This window comes from Halorubrum xinjiangense (assembly GCF_049604745.1).
Taxonomy (GTDB): Archaea; Halobacteriota; Halobacteria; order Halobacteriales; family Haloferacaceae; genus Halorubrum; species Halorubrum xinjiangense_A.
In genome coordinates, this window is sequence record NZ_CP187140.1 from 121928 (window position 1) to 141116 (window position 19189).

Genomic DNA, 19189 nt, shown 5'->3' on the forward strand with positions numbered 1-19189 from the left:
GCGGATACAAACTGTTTTGAGGCGGTAGGGTAACCAAACGGGTAGAGAAACTCATGTGTAACGAGACGGTCACGCACGGCTCCGTGGGAGGTGTGGTGGGTGGCTGACGCCGGCCCGCCGTCCGGCGACGACGACCCCGACGCGGACGGGTCAACCGATGCCGCCGGGGCCTCGGATTCGGACGCGGCGTCGGGGTCGGCGCCGTCGTCCGGTGCGGTCATCGTTCCGGTCGAGCCGAGTTCCACGCTGCGCTCGACGGTCGCCCACGTCGCGGAGGACGCCGCGGCCGACGGGGCGTCCGCGATCCACCTGGTCGAGATCGCCTCGTGGCGGAACGGGGACCCCGAGAGCGACGAGCGGGCCGCCGCCGCCGAGCGCGTGCTCGAACGCGCCGCGGCGTGGACGAGGGCGGACCTCGAGGACTCCGAGGCGCCCGGCGCCCCGGACGTCGAGGTCGTCACGGCGGTGCTCGGCGCCGACGGCTACCTGTTCGGCGCCGACGACTACGTCCGCGTCCTCGCGGAGTACGCCGAGGCGAACGACGCCGACCGCGTCGTCTTGGACCCCGAGTACACCCCGGTGGGGAACACGACGCTGCTCCAGCCGCTGGAGTTCGCGCTCTCGAACACGCCGCTGTCGGTCGAGACCGCGCCGGTCGACCGGCCGACGCGACGCGAGCGGTTCCGAACCGAGGCTACCACCGGGCGGTTCGTGGCGCTGTTCGGGCTCTCGCTGGCCTTTTACCTCCTGTTGGGCGACCCGACCTACTGGTTCGACGCCGTGACGGGCGTCGCGACCGCCGCGGTCGTCTCGATCACCCTCTCCCGGGTGAGCCTCGACTCGAACCCGGCGTTCCCGCGCACGCCGATGCGGATCGTCCGCGGGCTGATATACGTCCCCGTGCTGCTGTTCGAGATCGTGAAGGCGAACCTCGTCGTCGCCCGGGTCATCCTCGACCCGCGGCTCCCGATCGAACCGACGATGAACCGGATGCGGGTGATCGTCGGGAGCGGCCTCCCGCTGATGACGCTCGCGAACTCGATCACGCTGACGCCCGGGACGCTCACCGTCCGCGCCCGCGACAGCGACCTCTACGTCCACTCGCTCGTCCCGTGGGCCCGCGAGGGGCTGTTCGACGGCCCCCTCGAACGGTGGACGCGCTTCGTCTACTACGGCCGCCGGGCGGCGCGGCTTCCGTCCCCGCGCGAGCGCGACGACGTCGCGATCCTCCAGGGCCCCGACGCCACCGAGGGACTGCCGATCGCCGCCGCCGACGGCGGCGACCCCGGACTGGGCGGCGAGGCCGACTCGAGTGACGACCCGAGCGACGCAGACGGGGTGACCGACCGATGAGCCTCGTGGACGCCTCGCTCGCGGCCGGCTACACCCTCGGCGACTTCCTGCTCGTCGCGGCCGCCGGCTTCGCCGTCCTCGCGGTCGGCATGCTCTATCGCGCGGTCGTCGGACCGACGATGCAAGACCGGGTGCTGGCGGTGAACGTCCTCGGGACGAACACCGTCGTCATCCTCGCCATCCTCGGCGCGGCGCTCGGCGAGCCGACGTTCCTCGACATCGCCTTGGTGTACGCGCTGCTCAACTTCCTGATGGCTATCGCCATCTCGAAGTTCACCGTCGAGCGGGGTGGTGTGCTGTGACCTCTCTCGCCGCGACGGAGACGGCCCGCGTGTGGCTCGTGGTGGCGCTCACGCTGCTCGGGCTGTTCTTCTCGTTCGTCTCGATGGTGGGCGTGCTCCGGCTGCCGGACGTCTACTCGCGGGCGCACACCGCCTCGCAGGCCGACACGCTCGGCGCGGGGTTCGGCCTCGCGGCCGTCGCGCTCACCGTCGGGCTGGCGGGGGCCGGTTTCAAGTCGATCCTCCTGCTGTTCTTCATCTTCGTGACGAACCCGACCGCGGCCCACGCCATCGCCCGGGCCGCCTTCGAGGAGGGAATCGTGCCGTGGATCGAGGGGGACGATCGCCGATGACGGGCGCGCTCGCGTCCGTCGGCCCCCTCGGCGCCCCGGTGGTCGCGCAGGTCACCGCCGTCGAGGCGAGCCTGTTCGTCTTCGTGGTGTTGACCGCGCTGTTCACCGCCCTGGCGCGCGACGTGCTCGCGGCGGTGATCATCTTTGGCGCGTACAGCCTCGGGATGGCCGCGCTGTACACGTTCTACCGCGCGCCGGACGTGGCGATGACGGAGGCCGCCATCTCCGCCGGCGTCACGACCGTCCTGCTGCTGCTCACGCTCGCGAAGACGACCCGCCTCGACCACGAGGCCGCCTTCGAGTCGGTGAACCTGCCCGCTGCGGGCGCGGCGAGCCTGCTGTTCGCCGGGCTGATGCTCACGATGGGCGACATCCCGGCGGTGGGCTCGGAGGACGCGCCGATCTGGTCGAACCCGGACGTGACCCAGTGGTACATCGCCGAGACGTACGCGGAGACGCACGTCGAGAACACGGTGATGGCCGTGCTGGCGGCGTTCCGCGGGTTCGACACGTTCGGCGAGGCGGTCGTCGTGTTCGCGGCCGGGATCGCCGCCCTCATCGTCCTCCACAGGGAGGTGTTCGCATGAGCGGCTCAGATTCCGGTGCCGACGCGGACGCCGACGCCGCTTCCACCGGTCCCGACGCGGACGCCGACGCCGCTTCCACCGGTCCCGAGTTCGCGTCCGGCGGCGGGTTCGGTCGCGACCGGCCGCCGCGAAGCGACGGTCGGCTCGACTCGGAGCGCCGACAGGGAAGCCCGTACACGGAGAGCCAGGTGATCATGCCGACGGTGAAGATCGTTGCGCCGTTCGCGTTCACCTACGGGCTGTTCGTCACCTTCCACGGCGCGGGCTCGCCCGGCGGCGGGTTCCAGGGCGGCGCCATCGTGGCCGCGGTCGTGTTCATGATCGCGTTCGCGTTCGGCATCGAGGCGACCCGGCAGTGGCTCGCGAACACCGTCGTCGTCGCGCTCGCGGTCGGCGGCGCGCTCGTGTTCGCCGGCATCGGGCTGGTCCCGGTCGCGCTCGGCGGCGCGTTCCTCCAGTACGAGCTGCTCCCGATCCCGGACCCGGTCAAGTACGGGATGGAGGGCGTCGAGATCCTCGGGATCGGCACCATCGTCGCCGGCGTCCTCATCGGGCTGTTCTTCGTCCTCGCGAAGGGGTTCAGCGACGCGGGCGGGTTCGCCGACGCGGACGCCTTCGACGACGAGGTCGGTGAGGGCCCCGACGGAGGCGACGACGAGCCGGCCGGTGAGGACGAGACCGACGGCGACGCGGTCGACGAAACTGCGGACGGCGCCTCCGACCGGACCGACGACGGTCGGTCGGACCCGGGAGCGCCCGGTCCGGCCGCGACCGACGGGGGTGAGCGGTAGTGTTCGCTCCCTTCGGCGCTGCTGACCTCGCCGGAATCGCCGCCTCGGTGCCCGCCTCGACCGGCGGCGCCGTCGAGATCCTCGCGACGAGACACGCGTACGTCGCGTTCGCGCTGCTGCTGTGCATCGGCCTCTACATGATGATCGCAAACCCGAACCTCGTGAAGAAGATTATCGGACTCAACCTGTTCCAGACGGCGATATTCTTGCTGTTCATCGCCTCGGCGTACGTCGAGGGCGGATCGATTCCGATCGTCCCGACCGGCGGTCCGGAGGGGGGCCTCTACGTGAGCCCGCTGCCGCACGTTCTCGTGCTCACCGCCATCGTCGTGGGCGTGAGCCTCACCGCGGTCGCACTCGCGCTGTGTATCCGGATCTACGACGAGTACGGGACGCTGCGTACCGACACGCTCCGCGAACTGCTCCGCGACGAGGGGTCGATCCCGTCGCGGCGCTCGGCGGATGCGGCAGGCACCGACGGGGCGGCAGGCGTCGACGGTGCGTCGGGCGCGTCCGAGACGGGAGGTGAGACCGATGATTGACGTCCTCCTGCCGCTCGCGGTCGTCGTCCCGATCGTGGCGGCGACGCTGCCGCTGGCGCTCGGCCTCCGGTACGACCGCGTCGGCTGGCCGATCGCTGCGGTCGGCACGACGGCCGTGGCCGGAATCGCGGCCGCGATCGCCGCGGAGGTGGTCGTCAACGGCCCGTTCGACCACGCGCTCGGCGGATTCCTCCCGCCGGTGGGGATCGAACTCGTCGCCGACCGGCTGTCGGTGGCGGTGCTGCTGCTCGTCGCCGCGGTCTCGGTCGCGACGCTCGCGTTCGCGCGGGTCGCCGGTCCGCGTGGGAACCCGTTCTACAGCGCCTACCTCCTGCTGGTCGGCGGTCTCGTCGGGATGGTGCTCACCGGGGACCTGTTCAACCTGTTCGTCTTCCTCGAAATCACCGGGCTGACGACGTACGCGCTCATCGCATCGGACCGCTCGGGCGCGAGCGCGTACGCCTCGCTGAAGTACCTCGTCGTCGGGACCGTCGGCGCCTCGCTGTACCTGCTCGGCGTCGGCTACGTCTTCCTCGCGACGGGGACGCTGAACATGCTCGACGTCCAGGCGCAGATCGTCGCCCAAGCCGGCTACGGCGACCCGCTCGTCCGCGCGAGCTACGCGTTCATCGTGACCGGGCTGGCGCTCAAGATCGCCATCTTCCCGGTCCACTCCTGGCAGCCGGACGCCTACCAGCGCGCGCCGGACTCGGTCACGACGATCGTCGCGGCGCTGGTCTCGACGACGAGCGCCTACGCGCTGATCCGCGTGACGTACACCGTGTTCACGGTCGACTTCCTCGCGGCCAATGAGGGGATCGCGACCGCGCTGCTCGTCGTCTCGACCGTCTCGATCGTCGCGGGCTCCGCGCTCGCCGCGATGCAGTCGAACCTCAAGCGGATGTTCGCGTACTCCTCGGTCGCGCAGTTCGGGATGATCGGCGCGGCCGTCGCGCTGGCCAACGAGACCGCCCTGCTGGGCGGGATCGTCCACCTGATCGGCCACGGGATCATGAAGTTCGGCCTGTTCCTCGGGATCGGGCTGCTGGCGCTCGGCTACGGCAGCCGCCAGATCGAGGACCTCGCGAGTGCCGCGCGCGCGGCCCCGTACACATCCGGCGCGGTAGCGGTCCTCGGGCTCGCACTCGTCGGGATCCCGCCGTCGATCGGCTTCCTCGGCAAGTGGTACATCGGCGTCGGCGCGGTCGACGCCGGGCTCGCCGGCGGCGGCGCGGTCGGGATCGCGGTCGCGGCGGCGATCTTCGTCAGCACGCTGTTCACGCTGTCGTACGTCGCGCGGCTGATAGAGCGGTTCTACTTCGCCGGCGCGGGACTTCCGGGCGACCACGGCGAGGTGCCCGGGAGTGGTGACAACGCGGCAACCGATGGTGGCCGCGCAAGCGACGACGGTAGCGACGAGTCTCCCGCGAAGACCGCTGACGGTCTTCCTGCGCCCGTCGAGGGCGCCTCGCGGTCGTCGCTCGTCCCCGACCGAGTGCCCACGGCGCCGCTGCTCGCGCTCGGGCTGGCGGTGTTTGCGACGGTCGCGCTCGGCTTCGGCGGCTTCGCGCTCGCGGAGTGGTTCGGCCCGTTCCTCACGGAGGCGTTCGCATGACTGACGCTGTACTCTCAGACCCACGACCCCTGCTGGCCGTCCTCGTCTCGTTCGTCGCGGCGTTCCTCATCGTCGCGTCGTACCGCTCGCCGAACGTCCGCGAGGGGTGGACGCTCGTCGCGTCGCTCGTGAAGTTCGGCATCGTCGCCTCGATGCTGCCGGCGGTCCTCGACGGCGCGGTGTTCGAGTGGTCGGCCGGGGCGTTCCTCCCCGGGATCGGCGCACCGATCGAGTTCGCGCTCCGCGCGGACGCGCTCGGCATGCTGTTCGCGTTCCTCGCGAGCGGGCTGTGGATAATCACCTCCTTCTACAGCATCGGCTACATGCGCGGGCTTGACGAGCCGAACCAGACCCGGTACTTCGCGGCGTTCGCGGTGTCGCTCGCCGCGACGATGGGGATCGCGTTCGCCGGCAATCTCGTGACGATATTCGTCTTCTACGAGCTGCTCTCGATCGCGACGTACCCACTCGTCGCGCACGACGAGACGGCGGAGGCGCGCTCGGCCGGTCGCAAGTACCTCGCGTACACGATGTTCGGCGGCGGCGTGCTCGTCCTCGCCGGCACCGCGCTCGTCTACCTGCTCGCCGGATCCGTCGACTTCACTGCCGGCGGTATCGCGGCGCTCGCGAACGCCGACCCCGGGCTCGCGATGCTCGCCTTCTTCCTGCTCGCGATCGGGTTCGGCGTGAAGGCCGGGATCATGCCGCTTCACCAGTGGCTCCCCGAGGCGATGGTGGCGCCGACCCCGGTCTCCGGGCTGCTCCACGCGGTCGCGGTCGTCAAGTCCGGCGCGTTCGGCGTCTCGCGGGTCGTCCTCGACGTGTTCGGCCCCGAGCTCGTCTACAACCTCTCGCTTCCGTTCGGCTTCTCCGCCGGGCTCGTCCTCTCGACTATCGGGGCGATCACGCTCACCGCCGCCTCCCTCATCGCTCTGCGGAAGGACCACCTGAAGCGCCGGCTCGCCTACTCGACGATCAGCCAGCTGAGCTACATCATCCTCGGGCTGGGGCTGTTCGGCTGGTACGGGCTGGTGGGCGCGCTGCTCCACATCCCGGCGCACGCGTTCATGAAGCTCACCCTGTTCTTCTGTGCGGGCAACATCCACGTGTCGACCCACACGGACTACATCTCCCAGATGGCGGGGATCGGCAAGCGGATGCCGCTGACGATGGGCGCCTTTACCATCGCCTCGCTGGGGATGGCGGGGATCCCGCTGCTCGCCGGCTTCGTCAGCAAGTACTACATGCTGATCGGCGGGGTGCGGATGGGGATGAACTTCACCCCGGTCGCCTACTACCTCGTCGGCGCGCTGCTGCTCTCCGGCGTGCTCAACATCGCGTACTTCTGGCCGGTCATCTACACCGCCTTCTTCGAGGCGGAGGACGCCCACGACGCGAAGCCGCTGGTCGACTTCCCGCTCGGCGGCGAGTCGCGGTCGATCGTGGCGGCGACCGACGGGGGCCGCGGAGACGACCACGCGGCGACCGATGGTGGCCGCGGAGACGACCACGCGGCCACAGACGGTGGCCGCGGAGATGACCACGCGGCCACGGACGGTGGCCGCGCAGGCGACGACAAAAACGAGGGCGATGACGATGATGTGGAGGAATCGGCCGACGACGTCGACGACATCGTCGCGGACGCGGGCGACGCAGATGACTCCCCGTCCGACGCCGCCGACGGCGTCGACGAGTCGGACATCCCCGACGCCGACCTCGACGACCTCCCGACCGACGAGGAGGGCGTCGTCCGGCCCGACTTTGCGGCGAGCGAGCGCGACTTCTCGGAGCCGGCCGAGCGCGTGGATACGGGCGATTACGCGGTCGACCAGCGCCCCTCCGACGCGGACGTACCGTTCGGGCCCGGACGCGGAGATCTGGGCGACGACGCGGAGGCCGCCGAGCCGGACAGCGCGGTCGACGAGTCTCGCGGCTCCGCCGGGTCGCACGACGATGGCGACGAGTCTCACGACGACGACGACGACCATGACGACCACGGTGACGACCACGATAGCCACCACCACGACGGCGGGCCGCCGGCCGGCGGCTGGAAACACATCGCCGGGCTCGACGCGCTCCGCGGGCGCGAGTCGACGTGGTTCACGCTCGGCCCGATCCTCGCGTCGATGACGCTCGCGGTGCTGCTCGGCGTGATCCCCTACGAGATGGGCTTCCTGGAGCTGATCGAGCTCATCGTCGACACGCGGCTCCCCGAGGGGGTGGTGCGCCCGTGACGGTGCCCACAAGCCTCCTCACGTCGATTCCGCCGTACGTTCTGCTCGCGTTCGCGGCGCTGGCGGTGCTGGCGCTGCCGCGGCGGTCGGGACACGCGGTCGCCGCGCTGGCGACGGCGTTCACCTTCGTCCAGGCGGTCCTGCTCGGCGACGGCGGGACCGGCGCGCACCTCGCGACGACGTTCCTCGGCTTCGACGTCGTGTTCTTCAACGTCGACCAGTTCTCGCTTTTGATGGGGGTCGTCGTCGGCTTCCTCGCGACGGCCGCGGTCCTGTACGCCTACGGCAGCGACGCGCCGACGTGGGTGACCGCGTTCGCGCTGACGTACGTCGCCACGACCTTCGGAACGATCTACGCCGGGGACTGGCTCACGCTGGTCTTCTTCTGGGAGCTGACGGCCGTCACCTCGACGCTGCTCGTCTGGCAGCACGGCGGCGAGGCGGTGCGGGCGGGCTACCGCTACGCGCTGTTCCACGGCACCGGCGGGACCATCCTGCTCGCGGCCGTCGTTGTCCACTTCGTCAACGCCGAGACGTTCCTGTTCTCGGCGACGGCCGGAATCGACCCGGCGGCGACGGCGCTCGCGGCTATCGGGATCGGGATCAACTGCGGGTTCATCTTCCTGCACAGCTGGCTGCCGGACACCTACCCGCGGCCGCACGTCGCGGCGTCGGTGTTCCTCTCGGTGTTCACGACGAAGACCGCCGCGTACGTGATGTACCGTGCGTTCCCCGAGGGCGGCATGTGGCTCGCGTACCTCGGCGGGTTCATGGCCGTCTACGGCGCGTTCTTCGCGCTGCTCCAGTACGACCCGCGCCGGCTGTTATCGTACCACATCCAGGCCCAGCTGGGCTACATGCTCGCCGGGTTCGGGCTCGCCACGGCGGTCGGCGAGTTCGCGGTCACCGGCGGCTTCGCACACCTGTTCAACAACGTCCTCTACAAGAGCCTCCTGTTCATGGCGGTCGGCGTCGTGGTGTACCGGACCGGCGTCGAGGACATCCGCGAGATGGGCGGCCTCTGGAAGGTGATGCCGGTCACCTTCCTCGTTTACCTCGTCGGCGCGGCCTCGATTACGGCGGTGCCGGGGTTCAACGGGTTCATCTCGAAGGGGATGGTGCTCGACTCCGCCCACGAGATCCACAACTATGTCCTGCTGCTGGACAGCGGGCTGCTCTGGTGGCTGCTCGTCCTCGGCGGCGTGGGGACGTTCATGTCGTTCATCAAGCTCGGCTACTACATGTTCTTCCACGGCTCGGCGACGCTGTCGCCGGACGACGCCACCCCGTTCCAGACGGCCGGAATGCTGCTGGCCGCGGGCGCGTGCGTCTTCTTCGGCGTCTTCTACACCCAGCTAATCGAGCTGATGCCGTTCACGGACCTCATCCTCAGCGACGAGGTGTACTTCAAGCCATACAGCCGGAGTCACCTCGTCGAGAGCGCAGCGCTGCTGATCGCCGGCTTCGTCGGGTTCTTCACGCTGAAGCGCCCGCTCGGCTGGCTCGCTCACCGGATGCCCGACGTCGACGCCGTCCTCTTCCCGGCCGCCTTCTACCTCGGGCGCGGTTCGGTGTGGGGCGTCACGGAGCTGTGGGCCGCGGTCGACCGCGCGACGATGTCGCTAGCGGGCGCGACGATGTGGACCGCGAGCCACCCGCGCGAGATGCTCTCGCGAGCCGGCGTCGACGTCGAGATCCGCGCCGGCATCGGACGGAGCGTGCTGTTCCTGACGCTCGCGGCCGGAATCGCGCTGTTCGCCTTCCTGCTTGTCTGAGGTAGGGCGTCGCTGCGGCGCTTTCCCGGTTTCTGTCCGTGAAAGCCTGTGGACGGGTCGCGCTCGCAACAAAATCAGTCCGCGATCGAGCCGGTCGCGTCGGTCGACGAACGGTTCGGCGTCAGTACTCTTCGTACGCGAGGTTCATCATCCACTGCGAGAAGGCGTCGGCCTGCGCATCGACCTCCTCCTCGCCGATGAACGGCGAGAGCATGTCGTCGGCCATCAAAAGCGAGAAGTCGAGGTCGCGCGGCGCGGGCTCTAAGTAGTAGGTGTTGTGGCCGTCGTAGACGGTGTCTTCTCGCTGGATGACCCCGGCCTCCTCCAACGACTCGGCGATGCGGCTCCCCTTCCGCGAGGAGACGTCGAGTTCCTTCCAGAAGTCGCTCTGGTGGATGCCGCCGGTCTCGCGGATGAGTTCGAGGCCGGCGCGCTCGTCCGCCGACAGCTCGGACTCGATTTCGGACGCGCTCATACTCTCTCACGCCTCCCGAATCGCTTAAAACTGGCTTTCCGGTCGCACGCTTCGCGGCCGCACAGATTGCTCACTGGCGGGTGAAAGCGAAGTTCCCGGGGAGCGACACCGGTTCAGCAGGCGTCTCGCAGGGCGGCCCGTCGGCGTACGCCACCGCGGGGTCATCGCCGGTCCGGATCCGGGTGAACGACCGGGTTCCGAACTCGTCGCCGTGGAGGCAGGCGTCGTACTCGTGGTCCGCGAGGACGTCGCTCGCGCGGTCGAGCCACGACGCGCCCGTCTCACCCGGCTCCGGGACGAGCGCGGCCGCGATCCGCCTGGCGCTGTCGGCGCGCTCCTCGCCGAACTCCCGCCGCCGCTCGGGGACCGCGAACCGCTCCACGCCGTTGACCACGCCGCCGACGTTGCCGACGACGTGGACCCCCGGGTCGAGCCGGGTCACGACGAGGCCGCCGTCATACGTCAGCAGGAACGCCGCCCGCTCGTCGGCCAGCACGAGGTTGAAGCCGTCGTACGCGCGCTCGTCGAGCTCGCGCTCGACCGCTCGCACCGCTGCCTCGGCGGAGGCGGCCGTCAGGCAGTCGCGGACGAGCAGCCCGCGCGAGCGGTCGCCCTCGCGGTCGGCGTCGAGCCACCGGTTCGTGACCGCGACGACGAGGCCACCCTCGGAGACGCCGATCCACGTCCCGCCGGCCTCAGCGTCGCGCGGGGCCACGTACCGGACTTCGCCGCCTCCGCTCTCTCCGCCGCCGTCACCGCTTTCGCTGCGAACCGCGGGCGGCTCGCTCGGGCGGTCGAGCGCCTCGTCGCGGGTGGCCGCGAGCGCGACGGGGGCGTCGCCGAACGCGCGCCACGCGAGGGTCAGTGTACACACGGGCTTGGATACGCGCGACCGACTGAAAACTCCACGGGGGGATCCGCCGCATGCGTTTACTCAGAATAAAAGAAATCTTTTGGTGACTGACCGCTTGGGTCCAGATATGAACGCGATTGCCGTCTACGAGGGAGCCGACGAACCGGTCGTGACAGAGAAGCCGCGACCGGAGCCAGCGCCCGGCGAGGCGCTGGTTCGGACCCTGCGGGTCGGCGTGGACGGGACCGACCACGAGGTCATCGCCGGCGGTCACGGGGGGGTTCCCGCGGGCGAGGACCACCTGGTTTTGGGCCACGAGGCCGTCGGCGTGGTCGAGGACCCGAACGACACGCCGTTCGAGGTCGGCGACGTCGTCGTCCCGACGGTGCGCCGCCCGCCGAACGGCGCCAACGAGTACTTCGCGCGCGGCGAGCCCGACATGGCGCCGGACGGCGAGTACCACGAGCGCGGCATCGTCGGCGCGCACGGGTTCATGGCGGAGTACTTCACCAGCCCGGCGGAGTTCCTCGTGGAGATCCCGCCGGCGCTCGCGGAGTGGGGGTTCCTCGTGGAGCCGATCTCGATCGCGGAGAAGGCGATCGAGCACGCGTACGCCAGCCGGTCGGCGTTCGACTGGGCGCCCGAGTCGGCGCTCGTGCTGGGCAACGGGTCGCTCGGCCTCCTGACGGTCGCGACCCTCGACGAGTCGTTCGACCGGATCTACTGTCTCGGGCGCCGCGAGCGCCCCGACCCGACGATCGAGATCATCGAGTCGCTGGGGGCGACGTACGTGAACTCCAACGATACCTCGATCCCCGAGGTTCCCGAGGCGTACGAGCCGATGGACTTCGTCTTCGAGGCGACGGGCTACGCCCCCCACGCGTTCGAGACCATCGAGGCGCTCGCGCCCAACGGCGTCGGCGCGCTGCTCGGCGTCCCGGGCGACTGGGAGTTCGAGATCGACGGCGGCCGGCTCCACCGGGAGTTCGTCCTTCACAACAAGGCGCTCGTCGGCAGCGTCAACTCCGGGTACGGCCACTTCGAGTCGGCCGTCGAGTCGCTCGCGGGGCTCTCTGACGAGTTCTTAGGCGATCTGGTGACGGGGATCCACGGGCTCGACGAGTTCGAGGCCGCGTTCGCGGATGACGACACGACTATTAAAACGGCGGTCGAATTCGGCGCATATGAAGAACGTTGACGACCTCATCGACAGCGCGGCCGAGCTCGCCGAGCGGGGGCTCTCGAAGGGCGAAATCGCGGACGAGCTGAACGTCTCCCGCGAGACGGCGAGCTGGCTGGTCGAGCGCGGCGGCGGGGCGGAGACCGCGGAGGCCTCGGGGGCGACCGTCTCGGCCGACATCCACGTCGACTGGTCGGCGCTCGGGCGCGACTCGACCCGCCTCGGCTACGCGGCGAGCGCGATGGCGGACCTGCTCGCCAAACAGGGCGAGGAGGTCGACCTGACGGTCGGCATCGAGAAGGCGGGCGCGCCGCTCGCGACCGCGGTCGCGAACCAGCTCGACACCGACCTCGGGACGTACGCCCCCGCGAAACACCAGTGGGAGGAGGGGGACATCGACGAGCACGGCGGCGGTTTCTCGCGGAACTTCGCCGCGATCCGGAACCGCGACTGCTACGTCGTCGACGACATCATCACCTCAGGGACGACGATGCGGGAGTCGATCGACGCGATCCGCGAGCAGGGCGGCGAGCCGGTCGCCTGTGTCGTCTTGGTCGACAAGATGGGATACGACGACATCGACGGCGTCCCGGTCTACTCGCTCGTCGACGTCGTCCGCGTCGACCGCGACGAATAGCATCGCCACGGTTCTGGCCTCTTCACTTATAAAGTCGACTCACAGAATGACACGTTACGGTGGCGCGTGCCTGCGAGCGGCCGCCGGTGGCGGCCGCGAGTCAGCACGCGCGAGGTCGCCGGCGCTACGCGCCGGCTGCCAGAGGGACCTTCGGTCCCTCGCTGGAGTCGGCCGGCCGGAGCGTAGCGGAGGCCGGCCGACGAGGCTGGGGAGGCGTGAGGTGCTGTGCGGTTGCGGTCGGGCGGGACTCAAAGGGGCAGCCGTGAGGCCGCAGTAGGCGTTCACGAGAGCAAAGCTCTCGTGAGCCAATCAGAACGCTCCGCGTTCTGATGACGACGTAAGCACCGCAGCGAGCAACGCGAGCGAGGAGCGCAACGAGCGTACTGCGGCCTCACGGCTGGGGCTTTGGAGGTGTCCGCCGTCGATCAGCTGGCAGTTATTTATAAATAAGCGGCTGGGACTTTGGCGGTGTTCGTTGTCCGCCCTCACTTGTTCGCTTATAAATAACAAACCGCGGCTTTAGAGGCGCTCTTTGCTTGTTCAGCGCATCCTATACCGACTCGAGCAGTCTCAGCGCCCGAACCGCCTCACGATCACCCCTCTCCCGTGCGGAACCCATTTGCCTCGCCGTCGCCTACGCGTCTCCATGACGTTCAGCCCCGAAACGGACGCCGACCCCGAGGAAATCACCGAGCGCGTCGAGAACACCATCGCCGACAACGACGTGGTGCTGTTCATGAAGGGGAACCGCCTGATGCCGCAGTGCGGCTACTCGAAGCGCGCTGTCGAACTCATCTCCCAGCACGTCGAGGAGTTCGAGACGGTCGACGTGCTGCCCGCGCTGCCGCAGTACCGCGAGGCCCTAGAGTCGCACAGCGGTTGGGAGACGATCCCGCAGACGTTCGTCGACGGCGAGTTCGTCGGCGGCAGCGACGTGCTCGCCGAACTCGACGAGCGCGGCGAGCTCGCCGCCGAACTGGGCGCGGAGTGAGGTCGGGTTCCGGTTTCGGATCCCCGGCACAGAGCGTAACGCGCCGGGTGCGCTCGTCGCATCGATCCTCACACCTCGAAGGGCAGTCCATATAAACCTACGGTGCCTACGTAGGGTAGGTGCAGCCGTTGCCGCTGCCGCCGTGACCACCGGTTCGACCCCACCGCATTCCACAAACAATGACAGGCCGCGTGTTCCGACTTCATTCGACGCTCGAACTGCCCCTCGAAGACGTAGAGACGTACTTCGACGAAGACCCCGATCTGCCCCCGGAGATCGACGACATCGACATCACGCGTCGAAACAACACACTCATCATCAAGGCCCTGTCCGACGACGAGTCGATCAGCAAGTACACGCCCACGGCGCAGCTGAAGGCGTCGGTCACGGAGACCCGCGTCTGGGAGGAGGAGCCGCCGCGCGCCGGCGGCCCGCAGTGGATGGACGACGAGGAAGAAGAGATCCCCTCCGAGCTCGTCGAGTTCGCCTGCTTCAAGGGCGACCGCGAGACCGTCCTCCAGAACTCCGCGCTCCAGTACCCCATGTTCCTCGTGTTACGCAAGATCGCGACGCTCTCCGAGAAGGGGACGCTGACCGCGATCACCGAGGAGGACGGCGACCTCGAGGCGACGCGGATCGTCGAGGGCGAGCCGCGCCCCGCCAGCATTGAGGTCGTCGAGAGCCCGCAGGGCGCCGGCGAGGGCGACGGCGGCGTCAACTGGCGCGACAACGAGTTCATCTCGGACTGAGACCGCCGCCGCGGCGTCGACCGGCGTCAGCGGTCTGCCGACGGCGCCGTCGTGCGACGGTTCATCGCGTCGAACCCGCCTGTTAAATCCGCGATCAGGTCGTCTACTCCTTCGATGCCGACCGACACGCGGAGCAACGTGTCCGAGATTCCGAGCACTTCCCGCTCCGCGGGCGAGAGCGGTTCGTGAGTCATCGCGGCCGGCAGCTCGATCAGGCTCTCGACGCCGCCGACGGAGACCGCGAGCGTGAACTCCGTCAGCGCCTCGACGAACCGCTTCGCGTCGGCTATCGTCCCGTCGAGTTCGAACGAGAGGATCCCGCCGAACCCGGACATCTGCTCGCGGGCGAGCTCGTGGTCAGGATGACTCGACAGCCCCGGGTAGTACACGTCACTCACCTCCGGCCGTCCGTCGAGGAACTCGGCGACGGCCGTCGCGTTCGCCTCGTGTCTCTCCATCCGCGCGGCGAGCGTTTTGGTGCCGCGTAACACGGGGTAGCTGTCGAACGGGCCGCTCACGGCGCCCACGCCGACTTGCTGGAGGAACCGGACCTCCTCGGCCAGCTTGTCGTCGTCGGTGACGACCGCGCCGGCGATGGCGTCGGAGTGGCCGTTGAGGTATTTCGTCGTGCTGTGCGCGACGACGTCGGCACCCAGTTCGAGCGGGCGCTGGAAGTACGGGCTCGCGAACGTGTTGTCCACGCCGAACAGCACGTCTCGGTCCGCAACTAGGTCGGCGATACCGGCGATGTCACACAGCGCGAGCTTGGGGTTCGTCGGCGACTCCATCCAGACGACGGCGGTCTCCTCGCGGAGTGCGGCCGCCACGTTCGCCGTGTCCGTCGCGTCGACGTACGTAACGTCGACGCCGAGGCGCGACCGGAACACGTCGTCGAGCATCCGACGGGTGCCGGCGTACAGGTCCTCGAAGGCGACGACGTGGTCGCCGGGGGTCAGCCGAGCGAGCAGCGTCGTGAATATCGCCGCGGTGCCCGAGGCGAACGCGGCCCCGTGAGCGCCGCCTTCGAGCGCGGCGATTCGGGTCTCCAGCGCGTGTCGGGTGGGATTCGACAGCCGGCCGTAGACGAACTCGCCGGCGGCCGGGTCGACGTCATCCAGTCGCATCTCGGTGTCGAGGCCCGGCAGGGCGAACGTCGACGAGAGGTGAATCGGCGAGACGACGTCACCCGCCTCGCTCCCGTTCTCGAACGGTTCTTCTCCCTCGGAGACGGTGAGCGTCTCGAACGTCGACTTCGATCGGTCTTCCATACGCGGACTCCGACGCACCGGCGCTAATAGTTTATCATTTTTCATTAATAATGCTGGATTTCCGGATAACTCGTGGGGATATTACTGCTGGATCGACAAATCGGCGCGTCCGGCAGCCGTCAGTCGACGGTCGTCAACCGGGGACCGTCGACGATTTACGTGGGCCGGGCGTTCCTTCGCCAATGACCGACGACTGGGTGAGCCTCTTTTCCGGCGGCAAGGACTCCTCGTGGGCGCTGTACCGCGCGCTGGAGGAGGGCCTCGACGTCTCGCGACTCCTGACCGTCCACCCCACCGGCGACTCGTACATGTACCACACGCCGGCGACGGAGCTCGCCTCGCTCGCGGCCGAGAGCGTCGGGATCGACCTCGTCGAGGTGTCGCCCGACGACTTCGGCGCGGACGACGTCGACGACGCCGGCGCGCAGGGCGACGCCGAGCTGGAGCCGATGGAGGCGGCGCTCCGGGAGCTCGCCGCCGCGGACGACGTCGACCTCGCAGGCGTCACGGCCGGGGCCGTCGAGAGCGAGTTCCAGACGAACCGGATCCAGGCGATGTGCGACCGCCTCGGGATCGATCTGTTCGCGCCGCTGTGGCAGGAAGACCCCGTCGAGCTCGCGGAGGCGATGTTCGACGCCGGCTTCGAGATCCGGATCGTCCAGGTGGCGGCGTACGGGCTCGACGAGTCGTGGCTCGGCCGGCGGTACGACGCCGACGCGCTCGACGAGCTGCTCGCGCTCCGCGAGGAGTACGGCGTCCACCCGCTTGGCGAGGGCGGCGAGTTCGAGACGTACGTCGTCGACGGCCCGCACATGGACCGCCGCATCGACCTGTCCTACGACGCGGTGTGGGAGGGCGACCGCGGCCACGTCGAGGTCCGCGGCGCGCGGTTGGAGTAAGTCGGAATCTTCTCTCGAAACTGACCGAAACCGATCGAAACCGCTCGTTACGGCCAGCTACCGGCCTGATCGTACGCGTCCACGATCCGACCGATGCCGACGACGTACGCCGCGGTCCGGAGGTTGTGGACGTCGTTGGACTCGTAGGTGTCGACGAGCGTGTCGAACGCGTCCGTGATCACGCGTTCCAGCTCCTCGTTGACGCGTTCCTCGGTCCAGCTGAACCGCTGTCGGTTCTGGACCCACTCGAAGTAGGAGACGGTGACGCCGCCCGCGTTCGCGAGGATGTCGGGGACGACGTGGACGTCGCGCTCGGCGAGCACGTCGTCGGCGTCGGGCGTGAGCGGCCCGTTGGCGGCCTCGACGACCAGTTTCGCGTCGACGTCGTCCGCGAGGTCCTCGTCGACCGCGTTCTCCAGCGCGGCCGGGACGAGGCAGTCGACGTCGAGCGTGAGCAGTTCCTCGTTCGTGAGCGCGTCGGTGCCGCCGTAGCCCGCCACCGAGCCGGTTTCGGCTTTGTGCGCCTTCACCGCTCGGGGGTCGAGGCCGTCGGGGTCGTGGATTCCGCCGGAGGAGTCGGACACTGCGACCACGCTCGCGCCGAGGTCGTCGAGCAGCGCGGCCGCGATCGATCCGGCGTTCCCGTACCCCTGGACGGCGACCGTCGCACCCGAAATGTCGCGGTCGAGCCAGTCGAACGCCTCGCGGGCCGACAGCGCCACGGAGCGGCCGGTCGCCTCGACACGGCCCTCGCTGCCGCCGGAGTCGAGCGCCTTCCCCGTGATGACGCCGGGGGCAGTGGTGTTCTCTAAGGTCTCGTAGGTGTCTTTGATCCAGTTCATCTCCCGCTGACCGGTGTTGACGTCTGGCGCGGGGATGTCGCGGTCCTCGCCGATCAGGGGACGCAGCTCGGTCGCGAACGCCCGGGTGAGCCGCTCAAGCTCGGTCTCCGAGTAGTCGGTCGGGTCGATCGCGATACCGCCTTTCCCGCCGCCGTAGGGAACGTCGACGACGGCGCACTTGTACGCCATCCAGCCGGACAGCGCCTTCACCTCGTCGCGGGTGACGCCCGGGTGGTAGCGGATCCCGCCCTTGTACGGCCCCCGGTCGCCGTTGAACTGCGAGCGGTACGCGCGCACGGTCTCCAGCGACCCGTCGTCGCGCTCGAACGTCAGGTTCGTCTCCAACACCCGCTCCGGGTTCTTCAGGCGCTCGATGACGCCCGGGTCGGCGTCGACGACCGCCGCGGCGTCGTCTACCTGCTCTCGCAGACTCTCGAACGGGTTCGCCTCAGAAGACATACCTTCACGTGCTGGTGGACGGGGGTTAACTGTGACGACCGGAACGGAAATTGTGCGTGTCGACACCGTCACAGCCACTCCGACAGCGCGGATAGGCGACTCGAAGGCAGTGTAGTCGGGCGACTCGAAGCAGTGTGGACGGGCGACTCGAAGCAGCGTGGACGGGCGGGCCGCCTCAGCGGTCGCCGTCGGGCGCTCGGTCGAGGATCCGCTCCGCCTGCGCGATCAGCGGCGCGTCGATCATCTCGCCGTCGACCTGGAAGACGGCTCGGCCCGCCCGCTCCGCTTCGTCGCGCGCGTCGAGGACGGCCTCGGCCCACTCCACGTCCTCGGGATCCGGCGTGAACGCCTCGTTGATCGGCGCCACCTGCGCCGGGTGGATCGCGAGTTTGCCGTCGTAGCCCAGCCGCCGGGCGAGCGCTGCGTCCTCGCGGAGCCCCGCCTCGTCGGAGAAGTCCGTGTACACCGTGTCGATCGCGTCGACGTCGGCCGCGCTCGCCGCGAGGACGACGTGCTCGCGGGCGTACAGCACCTCAGTCCCCTCGTCGGTCCGGGTCGCACCCACGTCGGCGGCGAGGTCCTCCGCGCCGAACACGACTGCGTCCGTCGCCTCTGCGGCCGCGATCTCCTGCGCCGAGAGGACCCCCGCCGCGGTCTCGACGAGCGCGAAGACCGCGAGGTCGCGGCCGCGCTCGGCGCACAGTTCGGCGACGCGCTTGACCCGATCCGCGGCCTCAATCTTCGGGAGCATCACCGCGTCGAGGCAAACGTTGAGGGACTCGTCGCCGATCCCGTCCTCGCGCTCTCCCCCCAGCACCCCGTCGAGGTCGGCCGCGGGCGATTCGGCGGTCAGGCGGACGCAGACCTCCGCGTCCGGGTCGAAGGCGGGGTCCGCGAGGATCTTGCCGACCGCCGCCCTGGCCTCGTCCTTCCGGCCGGGGGCGACAGCGTCTTCGAGGTCGAAACAGATCACGTCGGCGCCGGCGCCGGGCGCCTTCCGCATGAGGTCGGGGCTGTCGCCGGGAGAGAACAGCAGGCTTCGTCTGGCCATGTCGAGGCCTCCCCGCCGTCCGACATAAATCGTGGTCGTCTGCGCTGGACGGTTTATAAATAACCGAAACGGGGCGGTGGCGCGCGCCTCCGAGTGGCCGCCGAAGGCGGCCGCGAGGAGCGCGTGCGAGGGAGTCGGTCGCCGAGCGGAGCGACGGCGACCGACGAGGCTGGGGAGGTGTGAGGTGCGGTTGCGGTGCGGGCGGGACTCAAAGGGGCAGCCGTGAGGCGGGCGAAGGCGACGTAAGCACTGGA

19 protein-coding genes are annotated in these 19189 nt (G+C 69.4%); 14 read left to right on the top strand and 5 right to left on the bottom strand.

What is annotated here, in order from left to right; all coding sequences use genetic code 11:
• Positions 1–99 precede the first annotated feature (99 nt).
• From ACOZ35_RS01515 to ACOZ35_RS01555, 9 genes are read left to right on the top strand one after another with little or no spacing between them, the layout of a single operon-like run.
• A complete protein-coding gene (locus ACOZ35_RS01515) occupies positions 100–1353 on the top strand; it encodes a monovalent cation/H+ antiporter subunit E (protein WP_424014730.1) in 1254 nt (417 codons plus the stop codon).
• Positions 1350–1655, top strand: coding sequence for a cation:proton antiporter (locus ACOZ35_RS01520; protein ID WP_004598222.1), 306 nt, complete (start codon positions 1350–1352; stop codon positions 1653–1655). The genes ACOZ35_RS01515 and ACOZ35_RS01520 overlap by 4 nt, the downstream gene beginning before the upstream one ends.
• The gene (gene mnhG / locus ACOZ35_RS01525; protein WP_424014731.1) at positions 1652–1987 is read left to right on the top strand and encodes a monovalent cation/H(+) antiporter subunit G; all 336 of its coding nucleotides are present in this window, start codon (positions 1652–1654) and stop codon (positions 1985–1987) included. The genes ACOZ35_RS01520 and mnhG overlap by 4 nt, the downstream gene beginning before the upstream one ends.
• The gene (locus ACOZ35_RS01530; RefSeq protein WP_424014732.1) at positions 1984–2574 is read left to right on the top strand and encodes a DUF4040 domain-containing protein; all 591 of its coding nucleotides are present in this window, start codon (positions 1984–1986) and stop codon (positions 2572–2574) included. The genes mnhG and ACOZ35_RS01530 overlap by 4 nt, the downstream gene beginning before the upstream one ends.
• Positions 2571–3365, top strand: coding sequence for an MnhB domain-containing protein (locus ACOZ35_RS01535; RefSeq protein WP_424014733.1), 795 nt, complete (start codon positions 2571–2573; stop codon positions 3363–3365). Before ACOZ35_RS01530 ends, ACOZ35_RS01535 begins: the two co-directional genes overlap by 4 nt.
• Complete coding sequence (locus tag ACOZ35_RS01540; RefSeq protein ID WP_424014734.1) at positions 3365–3907, top strand: cation:proton antiporter subunit C; 543 nt, start codon at positions 3365–3367, stop codon at positions 3905–3907. The genes ACOZ35_RS01535 and ACOZ35_RS01540 overlap by 1 nt, the downstream gene beginning before the upstream one ends.
• Positions 3900–5522 carry a proton-conducting transporter membrane subunit gene (locus ACOZ35_RS01545; protein WP_424014735.1) on the top strand — a complete coding sequence of 541 codons (1623 nt, stop codon included), beginning with the start codon at positions 3900–3902 and terminating at the stop codon, positions 5520–5522. Before ACOZ35_RS01540 ends, ACOZ35_RS01545 begins: the two co-directional genes overlap by 8 nt.
• Complete coding sequence (locus ACOZ35_RS01550) at positions 5519–7756, top strand: proton-conducting transporter membrane subunit (protein WP_424014736.1); 2238 nt, start codon at positions 5519–5521, stop codon at positions 7754–7756. Before ACOZ35_RS01545 ends, ACOZ35_RS01550 begins: the two co-directional genes overlap by 4 nt.
• Complete coding sequence (locus ACOZ35_RS01555; RefSeq protein WP_424014737.1) at positions 7753–9531, top strand: Na(+)/H(+) antiporter subunit D; 1779 nt, start codon at positions 7753–7755, stop codon at positions 9529–9531. The genes ACOZ35_RS01550 and ACOZ35_RS01555 overlap by 4 nt, the downstream gene beginning before the upstream one ends.
• Positions 9532–9652: 121 nt before the next feature.
• On the opposite strand, the gene ACOZ35_RS01560 is transcribed toward ACOZ35_RS01555, so the two are convergent.
• Both ACOZ35_RS01560 and ACOZ35_RS01565 read right to left on the bottom strand, forming a co-directional pair.
• Positions 9653–10006: a helix-turn-helix transcriptional regulator gene (locus ACOZ35_RS01560; RefSeq protein ID WP_424014738.1), complete on the bottom strand. Its 354-nt coding sequence runs from the start codon at positions 10004–10006 to the stop codon at positions 9653–9655.
• Positions 10007–10076: 70 nt separating this feature from the next.
• The gene (locus ACOZ35_RS01565) at positions 10077–10880 is read right to left on the bottom strand and encodes an NRDE family protein (RefSeq protein ID WP_424014739.1); all 804 of its coding nucleotides are present in this window, start codon (positions 10878–10880) and stop codon (positions 10077–10079) included.
• Between the two features lie 106 nt (positions 10881–10986).
• Between ACOZ35_RS01565 and ACOZ35_RS01570 the strand changes: the two genes are divergently transcribed.
• The 4 genes from ACOZ35_RS01570 (at position 10987) to ACOZ35_RS01585 (ending at position 14416) form a co-directional block, all read left to right on the top strand.
• A complete protein-coding gene (locus ACOZ35_RS01570; RefSeq protein ID WP_424014740.1) occupies positions 10987–12057 on the top strand; it encodes a glucose 1-dehydrogenase in 1071 nt (356 codons plus the stop codon).
• The gene (gfcR, locus tag ACOZ35_RS01575; protein ID WP_424014741.1) at positions 12044–12676 is read left to right on the top strand and encodes a transcriptional regulator GfcR; all 633 of its coding nucleotides are present in this window, start codon (positions 12044–12046) and stop codon (positions 12674–12676) included. Before ACOZ35_RS01570 ends, gfcR begins: the two co-directional genes overlap by 14 nt.
• 646 nt (positions 12677–13322) lie before the next feature.
• Positions 13323–13667: a glutaredoxin family protein gene (locus ACOZ35_RS01580; protein WP_424014742.1), complete on the top strand. Its 345-nt coding sequence runs from the start codon at positions 13323–13325 to the stop codon at positions 13665–13667.
• Between the two features lie 179 nt (positions 13668–13846).
• Positions 13847–14416, top strand: coding sequence for a DUF7110 family protein (locus tag ACOZ35_RS01585; protein WP_424014743.1), 570 nt, complete (start codon positions 13847–13849; stop codon positions 14414–14416).
• A gap of 26 nt (positions 14417–14442) precedes the next feature.
• Here the strand turns inward: ACOZ35_RS01585 and ACOZ35_RS01590 are convergent, their stop codons facing one another.
• Positions 14443–15684, bottom strand: coding sequence for a trans-sulfuration enzyme family protein (locus ACOZ35_RS01590; RefSeq protein ID WP_424014744.1), 1242 nt, complete (start codon positions 15682–15684; stop codon positions 14443–14445).
• 182 nt (positions 15685–15866) lie between these two features.
• On the opposite strand from ACOZ35_RS01590, the gene ACOZ35_RS01595 reads away from it, so the two are divergent.
• Positions 15867–16583 carry a diphthine--ammonia ligase gene (locus ACOZ35_RS01595; protein WP_424014745.1) on the top strand — a complete coding sequence of 239 codons (717 nt, stop codon included), beginning with the start codon at positions 15867–15869 and terminating at the stop codon, positions 16581–16583.
• 47 nt (positions 16584–16630) lie between these two features.
• On the opposite strand, the gene ACOZ35_RS01600 is transcribed toward ACOZ35_RS01595, so the two are convergent.
• Both ACOZ35_RS01600 and ACOZ35_RS01605 read right to left on the bottom strand, forming a co-directional pair.
• The gene (locus ACOZ35_RS01600; protein ID WP_424014746.1) at positions 16631–17884 is read right to left on the bottom strand and encodes a Glu/Leu/Phe/Val family dehydrogenase; all 1254 of its coding nucleotides are present in this window, start codon (positions 17882–17884) and stop codon (positions 16631–16633) included.
• Between the two features lie 175 nt (positions 17885–18059).
• Complete coding sequence (locus ACOZ35_RS01605; protein WP_424014747.1) at positions 18060–18935, bottom strand: HpcH/HpaI aldolase/citrate lyase family protein; 876 nt, start codon at positions 18933–18935, stop codon at positions 18060–18062.
• Between the last annotated feature and the right edge of the window lie 254 nt (positions 18936–19189).

What these genes read in the sequence shown, in the direction of transcription:
- ACOZ35_RS01560 (WP_424014738.1), bottom strand. Translation starts at nt 10,006, where the DNA reads ATGAGCGCGTCCGAAATCGAGTCCGAGCTGTCGGCGGACGAGCGCGCC.
- ACOZ35_RS01550 (WP_424014736.1), top strand. Translation starts at nt 5,519, where the DNA reads ATGACTGACGCTGTACTCTCAGACCCACGACCCCTGCTGGCCGTCCTC.
- ACOZ35_RS01580 (WP_424014742.1), top strand. Translation starts at nt 13,323, where the DNA reads ATGACGTTCAGCCCCGAAACGGACGCCGACCCCGAGGAAATCACCGAG.
- ACOZ35_RS01595 (WP_424014745.1), top strand. Translation starts at nt 15,867, where the DNA reads ATGACCGACGACTGGGTGAGCCTCTTTTCCGGCGGCAAGGACTCCTCG.
- ACOZ35_RS01590 (WP_424014744.1), bottom strand. Translation starts at nt 15,684, where the DNA reads ATGGAAGACCGATCGAAGTCGACGTTCGAGACGCTCACCGTCTCCGAG.
- ACOZ35_RS01570 (WP_424014740.1), top strand. Translation starts at nt 10,987, where the DNA reads ATGAACGCGATTGCCGTCTACGAGGGAGCCGACGAACCGGTCGTGACA.
- ACOZ35_RS01545 (WP_424014735.1), top strand. Translation starts at nt 3,900, where the DNA reads ATGATTGACGTCCTCCTGCCGCTCGCGGTCGTCGTCCCGATCGTGGCG.
- ACOZ35_RS01535 (WP_424014733.1), top strand. Translation starts at nt 2,571, where the DNA reads ATGAGCGGCTCAGATTCCGGTGCCGACGCGGACGCCGACGCCGCTTCC.
- ACOZ35_RS01520 (WP_004598222.1), top strand. Translation starts at nt 1,350, where the DNA reads ATGAGCCTCGTGGACGCCTCGCTCGCGGCCGGCTACACCCTCGGCGAC.
- ACOZ35_RS01605 (WP_424014747.1), bottom strand. Translation starts at nt 18,935, where the DNA reads ATGGCCAGACGAAGCCTGCTGTTCTCTCCCGGCGACAGCCCCGACCTC.
- ACOZ35_RS01530 (WP_424014732.1), top strand. Translation starts at nt 1,984, where the DNA reads ATGACGGGCGCGCTCGCGTCCGTCGGCCCCCTCGGCGCCCCGGTGGTC.
- ACOZ35_RS01585 (WP_424014743.1), top strand. Translation starts at nt 13,847, where the DNA reads ATGACAGGCCGCGTGTTCCGACTTCATTCGACGCTCGAACTGCCCCTC.
- ACOZ35_RS01600 (WP_424014746.1), bottom strand. Translation starts at nt 17,884, where the DNA reads ATGTCTTCTGAGGCGAACCCGTTCGAGAGTCTGCGAGAGCAGGTAGAC.
- gfcR (WP_424014741.1), top strand. Translation starts at nt 12,044, where the DNA reads ATGAAGAACGTTGACGACCTCATCGACAGCGCGGCCGAGCTCGCCGAG.